Annotated in this window: 19 protein-coding genes; 13 read left to right on the top strand and 6 right to left on the bottom strand. The window is 63.7% G+C overall.

All coding sequences use genetic code 11. From position 1 onward, the window contains the following. The first annotated feature begins 348 nt into the window (after positions 1 to 348). From fdnG to selB, 8 genes are all read left to right on the top strand, one after another. Positions 349 to 3,396, top strand: a complete 3,048-nt coding sequence (fdnG, locus tag ACJ8J1_RS22375; protein WP_146049824.1) for a formate dehydrogenase-N subunit alpha — start codon at positions 349 to 351, stop codon at positions 3,394 to 3,396. 12 nt (positions 3,397 to 3,408) lie between these two features. After that, a complete protein-coding gene (gene fdxH, locus ACJ8J1_RS22370) occupies positions 3,409 to 4,311 on the top strand; it encodes a formate dehydrogenase subunit beta (RefSeq protein WP_004934014.1) in 903 nt (300 codons plus the stop codon). Next, positions 4,308 to 4,943, top strand: coding sequence for a formate dehydrogenase cytochrome b556 subunit (gene fdoI / locus ACJ8J1_RS22365; protein ID WP_033645114.1), 636 nt, complete (start codon positions 4,308 to 4,310; stop codon positions 4,941 to 4,943). Before fdxH ends, fdoI begins: the two co-directional genes overlap by 4 nt. Beyond that, positions 4,943 to 5,872: a formate dehydrogenase accessory protein FdhE gene (fdhE, locus tag ACJ8J1_RS22360; RefSeq protein ID WP_033645113.1), complete on the top strand. Its 930-nt coding sequence runs from the start codon at positions 4,943 to 4,945 to the stop codon at positions 5,870 to 5,872. Before fdoI ends, fdhE begins: the two co-directional genes overlap by 1 nt. 114 nt (positions 5,873 to 5,986) lie before the next feature. Beyond that, positions 5,987 to 6,637 carry a DcrB-related protein gene (locus ACJ8J1_RS22355; RefSeq protein WP_033645112.1) on the top strand — a complete coding sequence of 217 codons (651 nt, stop codon included), beginning with the start codon at positions 5,987 to 5,989 and terminating at the stop codon, positions 6,635 to 6,637. Positions 6,638 to 6,677: 40 nt separating this feature from the next. Beyond that, positions 6,678 to 7,283, top strand: coding sequence for a glutathione S-transferase (locus ACJ8J1_RS22350; protein WP_033645111.1), 606 nt, complete (start codon positions 6,678 to 6,680; stop codon positions 7,281 to 7,283). Positions 7,284 to 7,352: 69 nt separating this feature from the next. Then, positions 7,353 to 8,747: an L-seryl-tRNA(Sec) selenium transferase gene (gene selA, locus ACJ8J1_RS22345; RefSeq protein ID WP_033645110.1), complete on the top strand. Its 1,395-nt coding sequence runs from the start codon at positions 7,353 to 7,355 to the stop codon at positions 8,745 to 8,747. Then, the gene (gene selB / locus ACJ8J1_RS22340; RefSeq protein ID WP_033645109.1) at positions 8,744 to 10,600 is read left to right on the top strand and encodes a selenocysteine-specific translation elongation factor; all 1,857 of its coding nucleotides are present in this window, start codon (positions 8,744 to 8,746) and stop codon (positions 10,598 to 10,600) included. Before selA ends, selB begins: the two co-directional genes overlap by 4 nt. On the opposite strand, the gene ACJ8J1_RS22335 is transcribed toward selB, so the two are convergent. Continuing rightward, positions 10,590 to 11,501, bottom strand: coding sequence for a LysR family transcriptional regulator (locus tag ACJ8J1_RS22335; RefSeq protein ID WP_033645108.1), 912 nt, complete (start codon positions 11,499 to 11,501; stop codon positions 10,590 to 10,592). The two genes, selB and ACJ8J1_RS22335, sit on opposite strands and share 11 nt — an antisense overlap. A 121-nt stretch (positions 11,502 to 11,622) precedes the next feature. On the opposite strand from ACJ8J1_RS22335, the gene ACJ8J1_RS22330 reads away from it, so the two are divergent. Next, positions 11,623 to 12,249, top strand: coding sequence for a LysE family translocator (locus tag ACJ8J1_RS22330; protein WP_033645107.1), 627 nt, complete (start codon positions 11,623 to 11,625; stop codon positions 12,247 to 12,249). A 53-nt stretch (positions 12,250 to 12,302) separates the two neighbouring features. Here the strand turns inward: ACJ8J1_RS22330 and ACJ8J1_RS22325 are convergent, their stop codons facing one another. Continuing rightward, entirely contained in the window at positions 12,303 to 13,550 is a 1,248-nt protein-coding gene (locus ACJ8J1_RS22325) for an MFS transporter (protein ID WP_033633516.1), read from the bottom strand. A 217-nt stretch (positions 13,551 to 13,767) separates the two neighbouring features. Between ACJ8J1_RS22325 and ACJ8J1_RS22320 the strand changes: the two genes are divergently transcribed. Further along, complete coding sequence (locus tag ACJ8J1_RS22320; RefSeq protein ID WP_033645106.1) at positions 13,768 to 14,760, top strand: acyltransferase; 993 nt, start codon at positions 13,768 to 13,770, stop codon at positions 14,758 to 14,760. On the opposite strand, the gene ACJ8J1_RS22315 is transcribed toward ACJ8J1_RS22320, so the two are convergent. The 3 genes from ACJ8J1_RS22315 to ACJ8J1_RS22305 all read right to left on the bottom strand — a co-directional run bounded on the left by ACJ8J1_RS22315 (position 14,755) and on the right by ACJ8J1_RS22305 (position 17,721). Continuing rightward, complete coding sequence (locus ACJ8J1_RS22315; protein WP_033645105.1) at positions 14,755 to 15,678, bottom strand: GlxA family transcriptional regulator; 924 nt, start codon at positions 15,676 to 15,678, stop codon at positions 14,755 to 14,757. The genes ACJ8J1_RS22320 and ACJ8J1_RS22315 overlap by 6 nt on opposite strands. Positions 15,679 to 15,680: 2 nt before the next feature. Then, a complete protein-coding gene (locus ACJ8J1_RS22310) occupies positions 15,681 to 16,232 on the bottom strand; it encodes an isochorismatase family protein (RefSeq protein ID WP_033645104.1) in 552 nt (183 codons plus the stop codon). A 100-nt stretch (positions 16,233 to 16,332) separates the two neighbouring features. Continuing rightward, positions 16,333 to 17,721, bottom strand: a complete 1,389-nt coding sequence (locus tag ACJ8J1_RS22305) for an amidohydrolase family protein (RefSeq protein WP_033645103.1) — start codon at positions 17,719 to 17,721, stop codon at positions 16,333 to 16,335. Positions 17,722 to 17,929: 208 nt separating this feature from the next. Here ACJ8J1_RS22305 and ACJ8J1_RS22300 point away from each other — a divergent pair, with 208 nt between their 5' ends. Next, on the top strand, positions 17,930 to 18,550 hold the full coding sequence (locus ACJ8J1_RS22300) for a nucleotidyltransferase domain-containing protein (protein WP_033645102.1): 621 nt from the start codon (positions 17,930 to 17,932) through the stop codon (positions 18,548 to 18,550). Next, positions 18,501 to 18,941 (top strand): hypothetical protein, encoded by a 441-nt coding sequence (locus ACJ8J1_RS22295; protein ID WP_033645101.1) that lies wholly within the window; start codon positions 18,501 to 18,503, stop codon positions 18,939 to 18,941. Before ACJ8J1_RS22300 ends, ACJ8J1_RS22295 begins: the two co-directional genes overlap by 50 nt. A 6-nt stretch (positions 18,942 to 18,947) precedes the next feature. On the opposite strand, the gene ACJ8J1_RS22290 is transcribed toward ACJ8J1_RS22295, so the two are convergent. Continuing rightward, positions 18,948 to 19,802 carry a LysR family transcriptional regulator gene (locus tag ACJ8J1_RS22290; protein ID WP_033645100.1) on the bottom strand — a complete coding sequence of 285 codons (855 nt, stop codon included), beginning with the start codon at positions 19,800 to 19,802 and terminating at the stop codon, positions 18,948 to 18,950. Positions 19,803 to 19,928: 126 nt separating this feature from the next. Here ACJ8J1_RS22290 and ACJ8J1_RS22285 point away from each other — a divergent pair, with 126 nt between their 5' ends. Continuing rightward, a complete protein-coding gene (locus ACJ8J1_RS22285; protein ID WP_033645099.1) occupies positions 19,929 to 21,128 on the top strand; it encodes a cyanate transporter in 1,200 nt (399 codons plus the stop codon). Positions 21,129 to 21,158: the final 30 nt, after the last annotated feature.

The following is a 21,158-nucleotide window of genomic DNA, read 5'->3' as shown; positions in this document are numbered from 1 at the left end:
TGATATTGAAAATGATTATCAATGCCCTGCTGACTGTGTGGTTAATGAGCAAATCGCTGCGTTAACATACTGATAGAAAAGAGGCCTTGAGCGCCTCTTCATGCCTTGGCGCCGATGCGTTGGTTACTCTCTATACTGTAGAGAGCGCCGAGCCTGCTGCGACGCCGAAATGTATCGAAATGTGCCAATGCGTTCACTGAATGAGCACGAGTGTGTAACAACCACAAGCACGCTGTGGTAATATCGCCGCGTCGCGTATCAGCATAACAACAGTGACATTAGCGCTCCGCCGTTTTGGCGAGGAGCGCCATTTGAACAATGTGACAATCGAGAGTAAAGGAGACCCCCATGCAGGTCAGCAGAAGGCAGTTCTTTAAGATCTGCGCTGGCGGTATGGCAGGAACGACGGTGGCCGCGCTGGGCTTTGCCCCCGAAGTGGCGTTGGCGGAAACCCGGCAGTACAAACTGCTGCGCGCCCGCGAGACCCGTAATACCTGTACGTATTGTTCCGTCGGCTGTGGGCTGTTGATGTACAGCCTTGGTGATGGCGCCAAAAACGCCAAAGAAAGCATTTTCCATATCGAAGGGGATCCGGATCACCCGGTAAACCGCGGCGCGCTTTGCCCGAAAGGCGCCGGCCTGGTTGACTTTATCCACAGCGAAAGCCGCCTCAAGTACCCGGAATACCGGGCGCCGGGGTCGGACAAATGGCAGCGCATCAGCTGGGACGACGCCTTTACCCGCATCGCCAAGCTGGTGAAAGAAGACCGTGACGCTAACTTCATCAAAACCAACGACCAGGGCGTTACCGTCAACCGTTGGCTGACCACCGGCATGCTGTGCGCCTCGGCCGCCAGCAACGAAACCGGTTTTCTGTCGCAAAAATTTAGTCGCGCTCTCGGCATGCTTGCCGTAGACAACCAGGCGCGTGTCTGACACGGACCAACGGTAGCAAGTCTTGCTCCAACATTTGGTCGCGGTGCGATGACCAACCACTGGGTTGATATCAAGAACGCGAATTTGATTATCGTCATGGGCGGTAATGCGGCGGAAGCGCATCCGGTGGGGTTCCGCTGGGCGATGGAAGCCAAAATACACAACAATGCCAAGCTGATCGTGATCGATCCGCGCTTTACCCGAACCGCATCGGTGGCGGACTTCTACACGCCGATCCGCTCCGGGACCGACATTGCTTTCCTGTCGGGCGTGTTGCTGTATCTGATGACCAACAACAAGTTTAACCGCGAGTACGTCGAGGCCTACACCAACGCCAGCCTGCTGGTGCGGGAAGACTTTGCCTTCGAAGACGGCTTGTTCAGCGGCTACGACGCGGAAAACCGCAAGTACGACAAAACCACCTGGAACTACCAGTTCGACGAGAACGGCTTCGCCAAGCGCGACGTCACGTTGCAGGATCCACGCTGCGTGTGGAACCTGCTGAAGCAGCACGTGAGCCGCTACACGCCTGACGTGGTGACCAACATCTGCGGAACGCCGAAGGACGATTTCCTCAAGGTGTGCGAATACATCGCCGAAACCTGCGTCGCGGATAAGACCGCTTCGTTCCTGTACGCCCTGGGCTGGACTCAGCACTCGGTCGGCGCGCAGAACATTCGCACCATGGCGATGATCCAGCTGCTGCTCGGCAACATGGGCATGGCGGGCGGCGGCGTCAACGCGCTGCGCGGCCACTCCAACATCCAGGGGCTGACCGATCTCGGCCTGCTGTCGCAGAGCCTGCCGGGCTACCTGACGCTGCCGTCGGAGAAACAGACCGATCTCGAGACCTACCTGAAGGCCAACACGCCGAAGGCGCTGCTGCCGGGCCAGGTGAACTACTGGGGCAACTACCCGAAATTCTTCGTCAGCATGATGAAGACCTTCTACGGCGACAAGGCGCAGAAGGACAACAGCTGGGGCTTTGACTGGCTGCCTAAGTGGGACAAAGGCTACGACGTGCTGCAGTACTTCGAGATGATGTCGCAGGGCAAGGTCAACGGCTACTTCTGCCAAGGCTTTAACCCGGTGGCGTCGTTCCCGAACAAAAACAAGGTGGTGGCTTCGCTGTCCAAGCTGAAGTTCCTGGTGACCATCGATCCGTTGAACACCGAGACCTCCAACTTCTGGCAGAACCACGGCGAGTTCAACGAGGTGGATTCCTCGCAGATCCAGACCGAAGTGTTCCGCCTGCCGTCCACCTGCTTCGCCGAAGAGAACGGCTCGATCGTCAACTCCGGCCGCTGGCTGCAGTGGCACTGGAAAGGCGCGGACGCCCCGGGTGAAGCGCTGAACGATGGCGAGATCCTGGCGGGCATCTTCAGCCGCCTGCGCGAGATGTATGCGCGCGACGGCGGCGCGGTGCCGGAACAGGTGCTGAACATGCGCTGGGACTACCTGACGCCGGACAACCCGGCGCCAGAAGAGGTGGCGCAGGAGAACAACGGCAAGGCGCTGGCGGATCTGCTGGATGCCGACGGCAAAGTGGTGGTGAAAAAAGGCGAGCTGCTCAGCTCGTTCGCGCAGCTGCGCGACGACGGCACCACCGCCAGCGGTTGCTGGATCTTCGCCGGCAGCTGGACGCCGGCCGGCAACCAGATGGCGCGGCGCGACAACGCCGATCCGTCCGGCCTCGGCAACACGCTGGGCTGGGCCTGGGCATGGCCGCTCAACCGCCGCATTCTGTACAACCGCGCCTCGGCGGATCCGCAGGGTAAACCGTGGGATCCGAAACGCCAGCTGCTGGAGTGGGACGGCGCCAAGTGGGTCGGGGCCGATATCCCGGACTACAGCACCGCCGCGCCGAGCAGCGACGTCGGGCCGTTCATCATGCAGCCGGAAGGCATGGGCCGCCTGTTCGCCACCGACAAAATGGCGGAAGGGCCGTTCCCTGAACACTACGAGCCGTTCGAAACGCCGCTCGGCACCAACCCGCTGCACCCGAACGTGGTGTCCAACCCGGCGGCGCGCGTGTTCAAGGACGATCTGGCGGCGATGGGCAAATCCGACAAGTTCCCGTACGTCGGCACCACCTATCGTCTGACCGAGCACTTCCACTACTGGACCAAGCACGCGCGGCTGAACGCCATCGCCCAGCCGGAGCAGTTTGTGGAGATCGGCGAAAAGCTGGCGGAGAAGAAGGGCATCAAGCAGGGCGATACCGTGAAGGTCAGTTCCAACCGTGGCTACATCAAGGCCAAGGCGGTGGTGACCAAGCGTATTCGCACGCTGCAGGTGCACGGCCAGGAAGTCGACACCATCGGCATCCCGATTCACTGGGGTTACGAAGGGGTGGCGAAGAAAGGCTTTATCGCCAACACGCTGACGCCGTTCGTCGGCGACGCCAATACGCAAACGCCGGAGTTCAAGGCGTTCCTGGTCAACGTGGAAAAGGTGTAACGGAGACGAATTATGGCCATGCAATCTCAAGACATCATTCGTAAATCCGCCACCAATGGCTTCACGCCGGCGCCGCGCGCCCGTGACCACCAGGAAGAAGTGGCCAAACTGATCGATGTCACCACCTGTATCGGCTGCAAGGCCTGTCAGGTGGCCTGTTCCGAATGGAACGACATCCGCGACGAAGTGGGGCACAACGTCGGGGTGTACGATAACCCCGCCGATCTGACCGCCAAGTCGTGGACGGTGATGCGCTTCTCCGAGGTGGAGGAAAACGGCAAGCTGGAATGGCTGATCCGCAAGGATGGCTGCATGCACTGCGCCGATCCGGGCTGCCTGAAGGCCTGCCCGTCGGAAGGCGCGATCATTCAGTACGCCAACGGCATCGTCGACTTCCAGTCCGAGCACTGCATTGGCTGCGGCTACTGCATCGCCGGCTGCCCGTTCGACGTACCGCGCATGAACAAGGACGACAACCGGGTGTACAAGTGTACCCTGTGCGTCGACCGCGTGGACGTCGGCCAGGAACCGGCCTGCGTGAAAACCTGCCCGACCGGCGCCATTCACTTCGGCACCAAGGAAGCGATGAAGCAGGTGGCGGCGGATCGCGTCAGCGAGCTGAACACCCGCGGCTACCAGAACGCCGGTCTGTACGATCCGGCGGGGGTGGGCGGCACGCACGTGATGTACGTGTTGCACCACGCCGACAAACCACAGCTGTACCACGGTTTGCCGGACAACCCGAGCATCAGCCCGGCGGTGACCTTCTGGAAGGGCGTGTGGAAACCCCTGGCGGCCATCGGCTTTGCCGCCACCTTCGCGGCCAGCGTGTTCCACTATGTCGGCGTCGGGCCTAACCGCGTCGAGGATGAGGACGAGCACGACGAGTCGCATGACGAGGAGACGCGCAAATGAGAAAGGAAAAGCCCATTCAGCGTTACAGCGCGCCGGAGCGCATCAACCACTGGATAGTGGCGTTCTGCTTCGTGTTCGCCGCCATCAGCGGGCTGGGGTTCTTCTTCCCCTCCTTCAACTGGCTGATGAACATCTTCGGGACGCCGCAGCTGGCGCGCATTCTGCACCCGTTTGTCGGGGTCATCATGTTCGCCGCGTTCCTGCTGATGTTCCTGCGCTACTGGAAGCATAACCTGATCAACCGGGAAGATATCGTCTGGGCCAAGAACATCCACAAAATCGCCATGAACGAGGAAGTGGGTGACACCGGGCGCTATAATTTCGGCCAGAAGTGCGTGTTCTGGGCGGCGATCGTCAGCCTGGTGCTGCTGCTGGCCAGCGGCGTGGTGATCTGGCGGCCGTATTTTGCGCCGTCGTTCTCCATTCCGCTGATCCGCATCGCGCTGCTGGTGCATTCGCTGGCCGCGGTCGGCCTTATCATCGTGATTATGGTGCACATTTACGCCGCATTGTGGGTAAAAGGCACCATTACCGCGATGGTGGAAGGCTGGGTGCCGGCGGCCTGGGCCAAGAAACATCATCCGCGCTGGTACCGTGAGGTCCGCGAGAAACGACAGGAAGATAAACCCTGATGAGTATCCGCATCGTTCCTAAAGAGCAGTTAGGGGCACAGCGTGAGAAGTCCACAACGGCGGAGAACATCCCGCCGTTACTTTTCGCCAACCTGAAAAGCCTGTACAGCCGCCGCGCCGATCGTCTGCGTCAGCTGGCGGTCGACAACCCGCTGGGTGACTACCTGAACTTTGCCGCCGAGCTGGCGCAGGCGCAGCAGCATGCGTTGCACGATAACCCGCTGCAGCTCGATCTGAGTGAAGCGTTGGTGCAGGGTGCCGCCAGCGGCAAACCGCCGCTCGATCTGAGCGTGTTCCCGCGCAGCGAGCACTGGCGCAAGCTGCTGACGTCGCTGATCGCCGAGCTGCGTCCGCAGGCGCCGGAACACATTCTGGTGGTGCTGGACAACCTGGAGAAGGCCTCGGCGCACGAGCTGGAGCTGATGGCCGACGCCTTGCTCAACCGCGAGTTCGGCAAGGTGGGCAGCGAGAAGGCGCCGTTCCTCTGGGCCGCACTGTCGCTCTATTGGGCGCAGATGGCCAGCCTGATCCCCGGCAAGGCGCGCGCCGAATACGGCGAGCAGCGCCAGTTCTGCCCGGTGTGCGGCAGCATCCCGGTTTCCAGCATGGTGCATATCGGCACCGTTAACGGCCTGCGCTACCTGCACTGCAACCTGTGCGAAAGCGAATGGCACGTGGTGCGGGTGAAGTGCAGCAACTGCGAGCAGACCCGCGATCTCAACTACTGGTCGCTGGACAGCGAGCAGGCGGCGGTGAAGGCGGAAAGCTGCGGCGACTGCGGCACTTACCTGAAGATCCTCTATCAGGAAAAAGACCCGCAGGTCGAAGCGGTGGCCGACGATCTGGCTTCGCTGGTGCTGGACGCCCGCATGGAAGAGGAAGGCTTCGGCCGCAGCAGCATCAATCCGTTCCTGTTCCCGGCGGAGTAACCGCCCGGCCCCGTTCGCGCGGGGCCGGACAAGCAATTTCATAACGGGCTTCTGGCATTCGCCCGGGCGAGTTGCTACGTTTAGGCCATGACGCGCCAAGCGAAAGGAACCACGATGTTAAACACCCTGGCAAAACTGACCGCGGTCGCCGTGTTGGCGATCGGACTGGCGGCCTGCGACAACAAGGACGACACCAAACCGGCGGTGCCGCCACCGGACACCAAGCCGACCGTGACGCAGCCCGCGCCACCGCCGCCGCCTGCGCCGGTAGAGGCCCCACCCGCGCCGCCGGGGCTGAACGTGTCGCTGCAGAAGGGCAAGATCACCTTCGAGTTGCCGCCGGGCTTTAGCGATCAAACGCTGAACAGCGGCATCGTCAATGACAGCACCTCCACCATCCAGCGCTTTCTTGACGGCAAGTCGCGCCAGAGCGCGGTTTCGTCCGAAGTGATCCCGCCGGACGGCATGAAGATCAATACCAGCGACAAAATGCTGAAAGAGCTGACGCAGAGCGCCATCACGGTGCTGGCCGAGCGCTATCAGAATATCCAGACCACCAAAGAAGAGAACTTCACCGTCGGCAAACAGAAGTTTCGCCGGGTGGATACCGAGCAGACCGTCAACGGCCAAAAGGTGGTGTCCACCCTGGTGTTGACGGTGTTCAACAAACGGGTGGTAACGCTGCAAATGCTGTCGCCGGCCAAAACGCCGGAAGTGCATCAGGCGCTGGTGCAGCGGATTATCGATACTCTGGCGGTGAAGTAAGGGCATTGCGCCGCGGCCAGGACGAAGCGGAGGAGACCGGATGAAGCTTATCGGCAGTTACACCAGCCCCTTTGTGCGCAAGATTTCCGTGATGCTGCTGGAGAAGGGGATCGCGTTTGAATTCGTCAACGATCCGCCGTATGAGCCCGGCAGCCGGGTGAAGGAGCAGAACCCGCTCGGCAAAGTGCCGGTGCTGATCGCCGATGACGGCGAGGTGTTTTACGACTCGCCGATCGTGGCCGAATACCTCGAACTGCTGACGGTGGAGCCGGCGTTTTTGCCGGCCGATCGCGCCGTGGCGCTGCGCGTCCGCCAGGTGGCGGCGCTGGCGGACGGCGTGACCGAAGCGGCGGCGACGCTGTACCGCGAAAGCCGGCGTGCGCCGGAAAAGCAGGACGAAAACTGGATGCTGCGCCAGCGTGACAAGCTGACGCACGGTCTGGATGCGCTGGAGGCGCTGGCGCAGGAAAAAACGTGGCTCAATGCCGAGCGGCTGACGCTGGCGGATATCGCCACCGGCTGCGCGCTGGGCTACCTGAATTTCCGCCGCATCCTGCCCAACTGGTGCGTCCAACGCCCGGCGCTGGTCAAGCTGGCCGAACGCCTGTTCGCCCGCGAAAGTTTCGCCCGCACGGCGCCGCCCTGAACGTTCTTTTCTCCCCGCCGCGGCGGGGTTTTGCTATGCCGATACGTCTAAACTGAAAACCGAGCGACCATGAGCACTGAATCCCACCTTCTTTACAGCCAACTGCCCGCCATCGACCGCCTGCTGCGTGAACCCGCGATTGAATCGCTGGTGGCGCAGCATGGCCAGACGCTGATCGGCGAACTGCTGCGCCGGCTGCAGGCCGAGGCGCGCGACGCGATAAAACAGCAGCAACGTTTACCGGCCTGGTGCGGCGACTGGCCGCAGGCGCTGCGGGCCGAGCTGGCCCGGCAGCAACGCCCGGCGTTATTGCCGGTGTTCAACCTCAGCGGCACCGTGCTGCACACCAACCTCGGGCGCGCCCTGCTGGCGCAGCCGGTGCAGGATGCGGTGAGCGCGGTGATGGGGGAGGCGGTGACGCTGGAGTACGATCTGGACGGCGCCGGGCGCGGCCATCGCGATCGGGCGGTGGCGAGTCTGCTGTGCCGGCTGACCGGCGCGGAAGACGCCTGCATCGTCAATAACAACGCGGCGGCGGTGCTGCTGATGCTGGCGGCGATCGCCCCCGGCAAAGAGGTGGTGGTATCGCGCGGCGAGCTGGTGGAGATCGGCGGCGCGTTCCGCATTCCCGACGTGATGCGCCAGGCCGGCTGTCAATTGGTTGAGGTCGGCACCACCAACCGCACCCATCTGAAGGATTACCGCCAGGCCATCAACGAGCAGACCGGCCTGTTGATGAAAGTGCACACCAGCAACTACAGCATTCAGGGCTTTACCGCTGCGGTCGATGAGGCCGAACTGGCGCAGCTCGGGGCCGAACAGGGCGTGCCGACCGCCACCGATCTGGGCAGCGGCTCGCTGATCGATATGGCGCAGTACGGCCTGCCCGCCGAACCGATGCCGCAGCGGTTGCTGGCCGCCGGCGTCGATCTGGTGACGTTCTCCGGCGATAAGCTGCTGGGCGGCCCGCAAGCCGGCATCATCGTCGGCAAAAAGGCGCTGATCGCGCGCCTGCAGCAGCACCCGCTCAAGCGCGCGCTGCGCGTCGGCAAGCTGACGCTGGCGGCCCTGGAGGCCACGCTGCGGCTTTATTTGCAGCCGGAAAAACTGGCTGAGCAACTGCCGACGCTGCGGCTGCTGACCCGCCCGCAGCAGGAGATGCAACAGGCGGCCGAGCGGCTGCTGACGGCGCTGACGCCACGGTTCACCGCCGATTTCGCGCTGCGCGCCGAACCGTGCTGGTCGCAGATTGGCAGCGGTTCGCTGCCGGTGGATCGCCTGCCCAGCTATGCGCTGACCTTCACGCCGCGCGACGGCCGCGGCGCCACGCTGGAAGCGCTGGCTGAACGCTGGCGCCGCCTGCCGCAGCCGGTGATCGGCCGCCTTGGCGACGGCAGGCTGTGGCTGGATCTGCGCTGTCTGGAACAGGAAGGGGCGCTGATCGACGCGTTGAGCGCATCATGATCATCGCCACCGCCGGCCATGTCGATCATGGCAAAACCACTCTGCTGCAGGCGATCTCCGGGATCAACGCGGATCGCCTGCCGGAAGAAAAGCGCCGCGGCATGACCATCGATCTGGGCTACGCCTACTGGCCGCAGCCGGACGGCCGGGTGCTGGGCTTTATCGACGTGCCCGGCCACGAAAAATTCCTCGCCAATATGCTGGCGGGCGTCGGCGGCATTGACCATGCGCTGCTGGTGGTGGCCTGCGACGACGGCGTGATGGCGCAGACCCGCGAGCATCTGGCGATCCTGCGCCTGAGCGGGCGCCCGGCGCTGACGGTGGCGCTGACCAAGGCCGACCGGGTGGAGGCGGCGCGTGTCGATGAGGTGCGCGTTCAGGTGCGCGACGAGCTGGCGCGCCAGGGCTGGCCCGATGCGCCGCTGTTTGTCACCGCAGCAGTGGCGGGCGAGGGCATTGAGGCGCTGCGCGCGCATTTGCTGGCGCTGTCGCCCGGCGAGCATGCGCTGACGCGCCGTTTTCGTCTGGCGGTAGACCGTGCGTTCAGCGTCAAAGGGGCGGGGCTGGTGGTGACCGGCACCGCGCTCGGCGGCCGGGTGAAGGTGGGGGATACGCTGTGGCTGACCGGCGCCGACGCGCCGGTGCGGGTGCGCGGCCTGCATGCCCAGAATCAGACCGTGGAACAGGCGCAGGCCGGGCAACGCATCGCGCTTAACATCAGCGGCGATGTCGATAAAGACCGGATCGCGCGCGGCGAATGGCTGCTGGCGCAGCGCCCGCCGGAGGCGGCGGAACGCATTCTGGTGGCGCTTGAGACGGATCGGCCGATCCGCCATTGGCAGCCGCTGCATCTGCACCATGCCGCCAGCCACATCACCGGGCGCATTTCGCTGCTGAACGACGGGCTGGCGGAACTGATCCTCGATCGTCCGCTGTGGCTGGCGGAGAACGATCGGCTGGTGCTGCGCGATATCGGCGCGCGGCAAACGCTGGGCGCGGCCCGGGTGCTCAGGCTGAGCGCGCCCAAGCGCGGCAAGCGCCAGCCGAGCTACCTGACCTGGCTGCAGGCCCTGGCGCAGGCGCAAGACGATGCGCAGGCGCTGGCGCTTGAGCTGCCGCACGGCGCGCTGTCGCTGGCGGCGTTTGCCTGGGCGCGTCAGTTGACCGACGACGGCCTGGCGGCACTGCTGGCGAACCGCGATCTGCTGATCGTCGGTGACCGGGCGCTGGCGCAGGATCAGGTGCAACAGGCGGAAAGCCGCCTGCTGCAGGTGCTGGCGGAGTATCACCAACAGCACGCCGATCAGCTGGGCTTAGGGCGCGCCCGCCTGCGGCGCATGGCCCTGCCTCAGCAGCCGGAAACGCTGGTGTTTATGATGATCGATCGGCTGCTGAAGGCCGGCGCGCTGCGCAATACGCGCGGCTGGCTGCATCTGCCGGAACACGGCCTGGCGTTCAGCGCCGACGAGGCGCCGCTGTGGGCGCGCATCGAGCCGCTGTTCGGCGACGAGCCGTGGTGGGTGCGCGATCTGGCGAGCGAGCTGGGCGAAGAGGAAAGCCGGGTGCGCGCGCTGCTGCGCAAGGCGGCTCAACTGGGCCATGTGACGGCGGTGGTGGTGGATCGCTACTACCTCAGCCGACGCATCGATCAGTTCGCGGCGCTGATCCGCGAGCTGGATGCGGAGCGCGGGGGCGCCAACGCCGCCGATTTCCGCGATCGGCTCGGCGTCGGGCGCAAGCTGGCGATCCAGGTGCTGGAGTTCTTCGATCGCAGCGGCTTTACCCGCCGCAAGGGCAACGAGCATCTGCTGCGCGACGGCGGGTTGTTCGGTAGCGAGTCCCCTACCCGATAAACCTGACGGCGGCCCGGCTGACGTCGGGCGTTTGGGCGGCGAGAAACGCTTGTAAACGCTCGATCAGCGGCCGTTTCGCCGATTCCTCCGGCCAAACCAGATAGTAACCGTCGCCGGTGCGCACGGCGGCGTCACAGGGCACCGCCAATAACCCCTCCTCAATCGTCCGCAGGCTCAGCGCCAGATCGCCGATCGAGACGCCGTGCCCGGCGATGGCCGCCGCGTTGCCCTGTTCCAGCGAATCAAATACCTGGCCGCGCATAAGATCGATCGGGGTCGCGATGCCGCTTTTTTGCAGCCAGCGCCGCCAGTCGCGCCGATCGGGCGAAGGATGGAGCAGCGGGCAGGCGGCAAGATCGCGCTGCGCGTCGGCGAGCAGCGCAGGGGCGCAAATCGGGATCAGCCATTCGTCGAACAGTTTTACGGCGGCGGTGTTGGCGCCGAAATAGCCGTTGCCGAGCAGAATGGCGCAGTCGTAGGGTTCGCTGAAAAAGTCCACGTTGTCGATGTCCATCCACACGCTGGCTGCCTGCACTTCGAACGCCTGCGCCGTTTGCCGGAACCGGCTCAGGCAGTCCAGCAGCCAGCGCAGGGTCAGGGTAGAGGGCGCCTTCAGCCGCAGCAGATCGCGGTGGCTTCTGAACAGCTCGCAGGCTTGCTCGATGCGCGCAAACCCCTGCTGCAGCTCGGCGGCGAAGATTTTTCCCTGCGGGGTGACCTCGATGCGCGGGCCATTGCGCTGGAACAAGCGACAGCCAAAGTGCTGCTCCAGCGTTTTGATATGCTTGCTGACGGCGCTGGGGGTGAGATGCAGCGCGTCGGCGGCCAGCGTGAACGAGCCGGTGCGGGCGGCGCTTTCGAAGGCGCGCAGGGCGTAAAGCGGCGGAAGGGAACTGGCCATCGCGGCGTCTCTCAGGATGAGTCTGATTCACAGTAAACGACAGGATTACTCCTTTTTCAAGGCGGGGGCGGCGGCATCATAATGATCCGATGCCAACCGTCTGAATGTGAGTGAAATAAAGATGAACCTGTCGTTGCTGGCGGCGTATTTCGCCGCTATTTTCCTGCTTATCGCCACGCCGGGGCCGGTGGTGGTAATGGTCGCCAACACCGCGACGCGCTTTGGCGCCCGGCGGGCGCTGTGGACCGCGCTGGGCAGCAACGGGGCCTCACTGCTGCTGATCGGCATCGCTGCGCTGATCGTCACCGGGCTGTTCGCCGTCGAAAGGCGCATGCTGCAGGGGATCAGCCTGTTGGGCTGCTTGTTTATCGCCCGCATGGCGATCGCCTCGCTGTATGAGGATTTCTCCTCGCCGGCCCCCGATGCGCGGCCCGTTGCGCCGCCGCAAAAACGCTCGGCGATCGTGAACGGTTTTCTGGTGGGCATCGCCAACCCTAAGGACATCATTTTCTTCGTCGCCTTTTTTCCGCAGTTCATCGCCGTCACCCCCTCGGTCGGCGGCAGCCTGACGTTGCTGACCGCGCTGTGGGTGCTGATGGACTTCGCCATCTTGCTGGCCTATATCACCCTGCTGTCGGGAACGGCATTGCAGCGCGCGCGACGGGCGATCTCCGTCCTGTCGGCGTTGCTGTTGTTGGCGGTAGCGGTGGTGGGGGCGGGGTATGCGCTGGGGGGGCTGCTCGGCTGAAGCCGCATAAAAAACGCCGGTCGGGAAACCAGACCGGCGTTTTATCGTCGCGCTTATGCCGCGCCGTTCGGCTGCGGGGTGGGATCGCCGTTGCGGCGTTTGGCGAGGAACAGCGCCACCAACGTCAGCCAGCACAGGCCGCTGATGAGGTTGAACAGGTTGAACAACCCGCTGCCGCCCCAGACGTAGGCGACCTTGGCCAGCTCGATGCCGACGGTGAACACCATCATGCTCAGCATGCCCATGGTGGCGGACACGGTGCCTTTGCTGACGTTGCTGGAGAACAGCGTCAGGCGGTACAGCCCGGCGTTGGCGAGGCCGATGCCGAAGGCGTACAGGCTCAGGCCGGCGGTCATCCACAGGTAGGCGTGGCTGGAGAACTGAGTCGCCAGCGCGGCGATCAGCAGCCCCAGAAGCATCGGGCCAGCGCCCAGCTTGATCAGGCGCTCCACGCTGTTTTTGCCGGTCAGGCGCGCCAGCGTCAGGTTGCCGAGGATCAGTGCGCCGAACACCGGGATCTGCAGCAGGCCGTAATCCAGCGTCGACAACGACTCCCCGCTGATCAGGATCACCGGCGACTGGGCGATCCAGGCCAGCAGCGGCAGGCTGGCGAAACCGATCGCCAGGGCGCCGCACAGGAAGCGGCGGTTGCCCAGCACCTGGCGGTAGTCGCGCCACAGGTTGGCGGCGGAGAACGCCTCGCCCTGCAGCGTGGCGGTCTCCGGCATGGCTTTCCACAGGCCGTAGAAGGCGATGGCCGCCAGCGCCGCAAACAGCACGAACATGCTTTGCCACGGTGCGACGTGGATCAGCGCCGCACCGGCCAGCGGCCCCAGCAGCGGGGCGATCAGCGCCACGTTAGCCATCAGGGCGGTGATTTTGATGCACACCGCCTCTTCGAACGACTCCTGAATCGTGGCGTAGCCGACCGCGCCGATAAAGCACAGGCCGATGCCCTGCAGGAAACGCATGGCGATGAACTGCTCGATGGTGGTGACCAGCAGGATCGCCAGGCAGGAGACGATAAAGAACGCCACCCCGGCCAGCATCACCGGGCGACGGCCGCGGCGATCCGACAGCGGCCCGAGCAGCCACTGCAGGAAGATGCCGCCGGCCAGATAGGCGGTCATCGAGGTGGGCACCCACTCTTCGCCGGCGTTGAAATCCGCCACGACGGCCAGCATGCCGGGCTGAATCATATCGTTGCCGATATAGGTGGCGAACTCGAACAGCACCAGACAAAGAGGGAATAAAAGCGCCTGCCGGCCCAAACGTGCCGCAGGTGGTAATGTCGTTTTCATATTATTGTACTGATAGTAAAAGAGAAAAAGGAACTGCCAGGGCGGGAAGCGCAAACTGAGCGAGTTATGGCGGCTATTTTGCCGCCAATTGTTCACCTTCGCAATCATAAGGTGTTGTTTAAGTGCATTCTGATATTTCGCTTTTGGGTTGTCGCCGAACGCCGTGCCCGATAACCTCTTCTTAACATATCAATATGACACAAGATCGGGCGAGCGTTTGAGCGAGAAAATCGGCTGGATAGACAACCTGCGGGCGATGGCGTGCATGATGGTGGTGATGATCCACGCCACCACCTATTACGTCACCAACGGCGCGGCGATAGGGTTGCACAACTGGGACATCGCCAACGTGCTGAACTCACTGTCGCGCGTGTCGGTGCCGCTGTTCTTCATGATTTCCGGCTACCTGTTCTTCGGCGAAAAGAGCGCCGGCCGGCGGCATTTCACCCGCATCCTCTGCTGCATTCTGTTCTACAGCGCCATTGCGCTGATCTATATCGCGGCTTTCACCAAGATCGGTTTCTGGCCGTCGCTGCGCGGCATCCTGCAAAAGCCGGTGTTCTATCATCTGTGGTTTTTCTACGCCATCGCGGTGATTTACCTGCTGTCGCCGCTGATTAGCGTCAAACCGGTATCGCGCCGCTACCTGGCCGCCGCGCTGGTGATGTTGGCGGCGATCGCCAACCCGAATACCGATAAGCTGACCTTCGGCAACGCGCATCTGCTGCCGGTTAACCTGTATATCTACGGCGATACCTTCTACTACCTGCTGTATGCGTTGGCCGGACGGGCGATTGGCATGATGGAGGCGCGCGGGCGCGCCGTGGGCTGGTTGGCGGCGTTGGGATTTGCGCTGTGCGTGGCGCTGATCGCGCGCGGCACCAAACATCAGCTGTTCATCAACGGCAACTTCGCCGATACCTACTACATCTACAGCGGCCCGCTGGTGTTTATGGCGGCGGTGGCGCTGCTGGTGTGGGTGAAACACTGTCTGCCGCAGCCGATCGGCTGGCTGAGCGTATTTTCCCGCCATTCGCTGGCGATCTACGGTTTTCACGCCCTGATCGTCAACGTGATGCGCAGCCGGCACCTGGACTTCACCGGCCACCCGCTGCTGGATATCTTCTGGGTGTTCGGCGTGGCGCTGGGGGGCAGCCTGCTGCTGTCTGTCGGCCTGCAGCGGCTGGATACCCGCCGGCTGGTGTCATAGCGGCGAGGGTTGGCGCTGCTGGGCGCGGCGCAGCTGCCGCCCGGAGGAAAAACCGGCCGCCAGCGCGGCCTTCTCCAAGCCATATCCTTGCTGCAGGCGCTGTTGCGCCACCGCCAACCGCAGCTGCTCATGATATTCCCGCACGCTGATGCCGACGTGGCTGCGAAACAGCCGCGCCAGGTGGCGGCTGCTGACGTGCGCCTTCTCCGCTATCTGCGGCACCGACCAGTCGGCCTCCGGCTCTGCGGCCATCACGTCCTGCGCGCGGTGCACCGCCGGGTGCAGGTGGTTGCGGTAGCGCAGCCAGGGCGACAGCTGCGGATCGTCGCCGGCGCGGCGGAAATAAACCACCATGTCGCGTGCGACGTCGCGCGCCCGGCCGGAACCGCAGTGGCGGTGGACCAGGTGCAGCGCCAAATCGATGCCGGTGGTGATGCCCGCGCTGGTGTAGACGCCACGGTCTTCGACGAAGATGCGGTTCTCTTTCACCTGCGCCGCCGGCGCCTGGAGGCGGATACGTTCGATGACGTCGTGGTGGGTGGTGCACTGATAGCCGTCGAGCAGCCCGGCCTGCGCCGCCAGCAGCGCGCCGGAACAGATGCACACCAGGGTGATGCGCTGCCGTTGCAGATCGGGCCGCAGCGTCGCCAGCCAGCGGCGCGCCTGCTCGGCCTCCTCTCCGGCGAAATAGCGCTGCGAATCGCCGACGCCCGGCAGCACCAGGATGGCGCCGTCTTCCAGGCGTTCGGGCAACGGCTGCAGGCCGCTCAGCGTCATGCCGATGGAGCAGACGATCTGCGGCGCCGGGCTGAGGTAACGCAGGCTGAACTGCCCGGCGAGGCGCAGGGTTTCCGCCGGGCCGCTGACGTCCAGCGACAGCACGTTGGGCAACAGCAGAAAATAGACGGCCTGCGACATGGTTACTCCTGTGCGAGTTGCGCCAGCGCCTCATCCACGCTGGCGATGCGGGCGAAACGATCGACCAGTACGGTTTCAGTATGCCGCTTCAACTGCGCGGGGGTAAAGACTTCGCCGCCGGGATGGCGCATCGGGAAGGTTAACGTCGCCTCAGTGACGAAAGTCACCCGATAACCGAGATCGGACGCCACCCGGGTGGTGGTTTCGCAGCACTGCTCGGTGCGGATGCCGGAGACGATCAGGTGGTTGATGTCCCGCTCGCGCAGCCAGGCGTTGAGGCCGGATTCGGTCAGCGCATTGTGCACATGCTTGTGTATGGTGATATCCGCCTGGTGGGTGAGGAACGGCAGGCGCTGCACATGGCCCGAAGTCAGTGAGAACGGCCCTTGCGGCGAAACGTGCAGCACGTCGACCAGGGCCGCGCCGCGCTGTCGGCAGCCCGCGATCAGGCGGGTCAGCGCCTGTTGAAACGCCGGCAGATCGTCCTCCTGCCAGAATGGACGGTGCTGGAATGATTGCTGGACATCGATGATCAATAACGCGCTCTGTGACATTTTCGGCCCTCCGCCAGTGTGTGTAGCGACCATCTTGCGCCGCGCCTTACTCTGGCAGAAGGCCAAAAACGGCCATCATGATGACAACAACGGACCGACCTTAGGCTTTGCTCACCTGGCCGGCGACCAGGCGCCCCTGATGGAAGGTGGCGCTGCGCGCCGGCAGACGGGCGACCGCCTCGGCGGAACAGCTGGCGTTGACCAGCACGAACTCGGCGGCATCGCCGGCTTTCGGCCAGGCGCGCTGCCCCTTATCGTCCAGCGGCAGCACGCCGCCGGTGGAGATGGCCATGGCGCGCGACAGGTGATACTCGTCGGAACCGCGGTACAGCTGGGCGTACAGATTGGCCTTCTCCAGGATGTCGCCGGTGCCGAACGGCGACCAGTGGTCGATCACGCTGTCGGTGCCGGTCATCACGAACACCCCTTTCTCACTGAGCTGCGGCAGCGGCATCATCAGGCCGCCGATCGGCACCGTGGAGGCGATGGTGATCTGCTGCGCCGCCAGCCGGGTGGCGGTTTCCGCCAGTTCGCCCGGCGTCAGCGTGGTCAGGGCGAAAGCGTGGCTAATGGTGACCTTGCCGCGCAGCGCTGGGTTTTTCTCCACGGTGGTGATCATGTAGTTGATGGCGGCGACCCCGGCCGGGCTGGTTTCATGCAGGTGGATATCCACGCCTTTGCCGGTATCGAGGGCGATCTGGAACATGGCGTCGAGCGATTTCTCCATCGCGCCGTCGACGTTGGTCGGATCCAGCCCGCCGACGTACTGCACGCCCATCTGCATCGCTTCGCGCATCAGCGCATCGACCCTGGAGTGCAGCAGGCCGTGCTGCGGGAAGGCGACGATTTCACAGCTGAAGTCCGCCCGGTGGTTTTCCAGCGCGCGCTGCAGGTGCTCCAGGCTTTTCAGGCCGCTGACCGGATCGATATTGCAGTGGCTGCGTGCCACGGTGCTGCCTTTGGACTGCAGCAAGGCGATCAGGTTTTCCGCCCGTTGCTGCGAGGTGGGCAGCAGTGTCGGGATCAGTGTCTGCTCCAGCGCGATCATGTCCATGATGGTTTTGCCCTGGCGCGGGCGCGGCGCCTGCCACGGGCCGCTGTAGAAGGTTTTATCCAGGTGGATGTGCATATCGCGAAATGCCGGCAGCAGCAGCCGGCCCTGCGCCTTATAGCGGGGCACGCCGGCCGGCAACGCGGCGTTGGCGGCGTGAATGGCGGCGATCTTGCCGTCTTTGATCTCCAGGGTGTACAGCGCGGTGCGGGTGCCGATCACCGTTTCGCCGTCGTATTCAAAGCCGTCTTCCAGCCGCACCTCGCTCAGGCAGTAGTGGCGATCGGTCAGGGTCATCGGCGTTGGCGCACACGGCTCGCCGCCAGGCGAAGCGGCCTGCGCCATGCCGCCGGTCAGGCCGATCACTGCGCAAGCGGTGGTGAGTTTGCCGGTTTGGCTGAGGAAGGCTCTGCGGCCCGGTTGTTGAGGGTTTTCCACGTTCGGTTCCTTAATCCAGAGGTGAGGTGGGTGAAAACATCCCCCAATTTAGGAGAGGAACCGGCCGGTTGGCAGCGACATTTGCCACTGGTGACTATTCGATTTGGTAATGACCGGCGTGCGCCGGGGCAAGGATTTTCCTGGCTTGCTCTTTCGTAGCTTTAATGGCTACATTTGTAGTCATTAAAGCTACATTGAGGTCAGCGTTATGCACGATCCGATGCTCGAGTTGCTGTTCAGCGAATACCGTAGAAAAGTGCTAAGCCTGCTGTTTATTGAAGCCGGGCGTGCGTTTCATGTGCGAGAAATTGCGCGGCGCACCGCAACTCAGGCCGGCACTTTACATAAAGAGTTGAGCAGGTTGGCGGAGAGCGGCATCTTGCTCAGGCAGCGGCAGGGCAACCAAATTTGCTATCAGGCCAACGCCGATTGCCTGATTTTCCCTGAGCTGGCGGCGATTTTCCGCAAGGTTTGCGGGCCGGCGGAGTGCTTAAGGCAGACATTGGCAGCGTTTGGCGAAGCTATTGAACGCGCTTTTATTTTTGGTTCTGTCGCCAGTGGCAAAGCGACGGCGGCCAGTGATATCGATGTTCTGATCGTCGGCAAACTGTCTTTTGCGGAGGTGATTCAGGCGGTTTACCCGCTGCAGGCAACGCTGGGTCGGGAAATTAACCCCAAACTGTATTCGCCTGAAGAGTGGCGAGCGGCTTTGGCCGAGAACTCCGCGTTTATTCAGGACATTATGGATAAACCCCAACTCTGGATTGTGGGAGACAAGGATGACGCTGGACAATCTGGTCGGGCTGGGACTGGAGGTGATAACGCCTGACGCGGGGGCGATTAAAAAATTGCTGGCCGCCGCCGCTCGCAACCGACGCGATGCGGGTATCACTCAGCTTAGCAATGAGAGCCGTTTCGACACGGCATATAAGGCGGTCATGCAAATGGCGAATGCCGCTTTACAAGCCAAAGGATACCGCACGCTGACCAGCAAACCCGGCCATCACCAGATCATGATCCAATCGTTGCCGCTCACCGTAGGGCTGCCGCGAGAGGAAATGATCTGCCTGGATGCATTGCGAAAACAGCGCAACGTGGCGGATTATTCCGGCGACTTGGTGACGGACGCGGCGGTACAGGCTTGCCTTGAGCAGACAGAAGCGCTGTGGGTACGGATTATCGACTGGCTGCAGCGCGAACATCCGCAGATAGTGGCGTAAGCTGCCTTACTTCAGCCCGCAAAACGCCGCCAGCCGCTGGGCCAGCGCCAGCGTGGCGGCGGGAGCGCCGTCGCGGTAGTAGAGCGCCAGTTCGAAGCTGTCTATCGGCGGCAATCCTTCGGCCGCGCCCAGCACCCGGTGCGTCGCCAAACGGCAGCCGGCCGGCAGCAGGGTGACGCCCAGCCCGGCGGCCGAAGCGGCGGTCAGCGCCGCCAGGCTGGCGCTGCTGTAGCCGATGCGCCAGCGTTTGCCGAGGGTGTCTAGCGCCTGGCACAGCTCGTCGCGGTACAGGCCGTTCAGTGGAAATACCGCCAGCGGCACCGGCGATTGCTCGATGGCCGGGAAGGCCAGGCTGTCCAGCCACAGCAGCGGTTCCGGCCGCGCGGCGCGCGGCGGTTGCCGGCGGCGCTGCTTCACCAGGATCAGATCCAGCTCTTCACGCGCGTAGGCGTTGTGCAGATCGGCGCTCAGGCCGCTGGCGACGTCCAGCCGCAGGTGCGGGTGCTCGCGGCTGAATTCGGCCAGCAGCCCGGTGGTGGGCACGGCGAAATCCTCCGGCATGCCGATCCGCAGCACGCCGTCGCGCCAGATGCCGGTCAGCGCATCGTGGGCTTCTTCATTCAGCGCGATAATGCGGCGCGCGTAGCTCAACAGCTTGACGCCTTCTTCGGTCAGCAGCACCTGATGCGAGGAACGCTCAAACAGCGGCTTGCCCAGCATCTCTTCCAGCCGGCGCACCTGCTGGCTGACGGTGGACTGCGACAAAAACACCCGCTCTGCGGCGCGGGTGAAGCTGTTGCTGTCGCACACGGCGACGAAGCTGAGCAGCAGCTGCGGATTGAACATCGGGTAGCGATTCATTTTCCCACTGTTGGCTATTTTATTATTTAATTTCCCAATACTAGCGGCGTTGCCTACAGTAACGCAACGCTGCGGCGATCGCGCTGTGACGCCGCACTCTTCATTTCGCAGTACCAGGAATATACCTTGTTAAATCATTCTGTTAATTCACCTTCTCCACGCCGTTGGCTCAACCCCCTGTTGCTGGCGCTGGTGTTGATCGGCCTGAACATGCGGCCGCTGTTGACCTCGATTGGCCCGTTGCTGCCGACGTTGCGCCAGGCTACCGGGCTGAGTTTTGGCGGCGCGGCGCTGTTGACCACGCTGCCGGTGCTGATGATGGGCCTGATGGCGCTGGCGGGCGGCGCCATCAACCGACTGTTCAGCGAACGCAGCGCCGTGGCGTTGAGCCTGCTGGCGATCGGGCTGGGCGCGCTTTGGCGCGAACTGGCCCCCGGCAGCGTGCAACTGCTGATGAGCGCGGTGCTGGGCGGGCTCGGCATCGGGGTGATCCAGGCGGTGATGCCCGGCATCATCAAGCATCACTTCCTCAAAAGCATGGCGCTGGTGGCCGGGCTGTGGTCGGCGGCGCTGATGGGCGGTGGCGGGTTGGGGGCGGCGATCACCCCGTGGCTGATGAGCGTAGGGCACGACTGGCACAGCGCACTGGCCTGGTGGGCGTTGCCGGCCCTGGTGGCGCTGCTGGCCTGGTGGCCGGTCAGCCGTGGGCTGTCTCGCCTGGGCGCGGCGGGCGAAAACCGCGGGCCAAGCCTGCTGCGCAACCGGCGCGCCTGGCTGCTCGGCGCCTATTTCGGCCTGATCAATGGCGGCTATACCAGCCTGATTGCGTGGTTGCCGCCGTATTACATGCAGCTCGGCTGGCAGCCGCAGGCCAGCGGTTCGCTGCTGGCGCTGATGACCTTCGGCCAGGTGGTGGGGGCGCTGCTGTTGCCGGCGCTGGCGTGCAATCATGACCGGCGGCCGCTGCTGTTGCTGGCGCTGATGATGCAACTGATCGGTTTTATCGGCCTGATTTACCTGCCGCAAACGCTGCCGTGGCTGTGGGTGTTGCTTTCCGGGCTGGGGTTGGGCGGCGCGTTCCCGCTGTGCCTGGTGTTGGCGCTCGATCACCTGCACCAGCCGGCGGCGGCCGGGCGGCTGGTGGCCTTTATGCAGGGCGTTGGCTTCCTGCTGGCGGGTGTCACGCCTTACCTTTCCGGCCTGCTGCGCGACTACAGCGGCGGCTTCGTGCTGGACTGGCAGATCCACGCGCTGCTGGTGGTGGTGCTGATCGCCATCACCTGGCGCTTCCATCCGCACAGCTACCGGCGGGCGTTCGCCGAATAATATTTCTGTCATTGCCGCTCCCTATAGTGA

Origin of the sequence: Serratia sp. CY37869 (genome assembly GCF_052168895.1) — a bacterium.
Taxonomy (GTDB): Bacteria; Pseudomonadota; Gammaproteobacteria; order Enterobacterales; family Enterobacteriaceae; genus Serratia; species Serratia ureilytica.
Note: the sequence above shows the minus strand (reverse complement) of the source record. Positions and strands in the feature narration are given on the sequence as shown.

Excerpts from the sequence above, each read along its gene's own strand:
- selB (WP_033645109.1), top strand. The coding sequence starts at position 8,744 with ATGATCATCGCCACCGCCGGCCATGTCGATCATGGCAAAACCACTCTG.
- ACJ8J1_RS22325 (WP_033633516.1), bottom strand. The coding sequence starts at position 13,550 with ATGAAAACGACATTACCACCTGCGGCACGTTTGGGCCGGCAGGCGCTT.
- ACJ8J1_RS22310 (WP_033645104.1), bottom strand. The coding sequence starts at position 16,232 with ATGTCACAGAGCGCGTTATTGATCATCGATGTCCAGCAATCATTCCAG.
- ACJ8J1_RS22315 (WP_033645105.1), bottom strand. The coding sequence starts at position 15,678 with ATGTCGCAGGCCGTCTATTTTCTGCTGTTGCCCAACGTGCTGTCGCTG.
- ACJ8J1_RS22290 (WP_033645100.1), bottom strand. The coding sequence starts at position 19,802 with ATGAATCGCTACCCGATGTTCAATCCGCAGCTGCTGCTCAGCTTCGTC.
- ACJ8J1_RS22300 (WP_033645102.1), top strand. The coding sequence starts at position 17,930 with ATGCACGATCCGATGCTCGAGTTGCTGTTCAGCGAATACCGTAGAAAA.
- fdxH (WP_004934014.1), top strand. The coding sequence starts at position 3,409 with ATGGCCATGCAATCTCAAGACATCATTCGTAAATCCGCCACCAATGGC.
- ACJ8J1_RS22350 (WP_033645111.1), top strand. The coding sequence starts at position 6,678 with ATGAAGCTTATCGGCAGTTACACCAGCCCCTTTGTGCGCAAGATTTCC.
- ACJ8J1_RS22355 (WP_033645112.1), top strand. The coding sequence starts at position 5,987 with ATGTTAAACACCCTGGCAAAACTGACCGCGGTCGCCGTGTTGGCGATC.
- fdhE (WP_033645113.1), top strand. The coding sequence starts at position 4,943 with ATGAGTATCCGCATCGTTCCTAAAGAGCAGTTAGGGGCACAGCGTGAG.
- ACJ8J1_RS22330 (WP_033645107.1), top strand. The coding sequence starts at position 11,623 with ATGAACCTGTCGTTGCTGGCGGCGTATTTCGCCGCTATTTTCCTGCTT.
- fdoI (WP_033645114.1), top strand. The coding sequence starts at position 4,308 with ATGAGAAAGGAAAAGCCCATTCAGCGTTACAGCGCGCCGGAGCGCATC.
- ACJ8J1_RS22295 (WP_033645101.1), top strand. The coding sequence starts at position 18,501 with ATGACGCTGGACAATCTGGTCGGGCTGGGACTGGAGGTGATAACGCCT.
- ACJ8J1_RS22335 (WP_033645108.1), bottom strand. The coding sequence starts at position 11,501 with ATGGCCAGTTCCCTTCCGCCGCTTTACGCCCTGCGCGCCTTCGAAAGC.
- selA (WP_033645110.1), top strand. The coding sequence starts at position 7,353 with ATGAGCACTGAATCCCACCTTCTTTACAGCCAACTGCCCGCCATCGAC.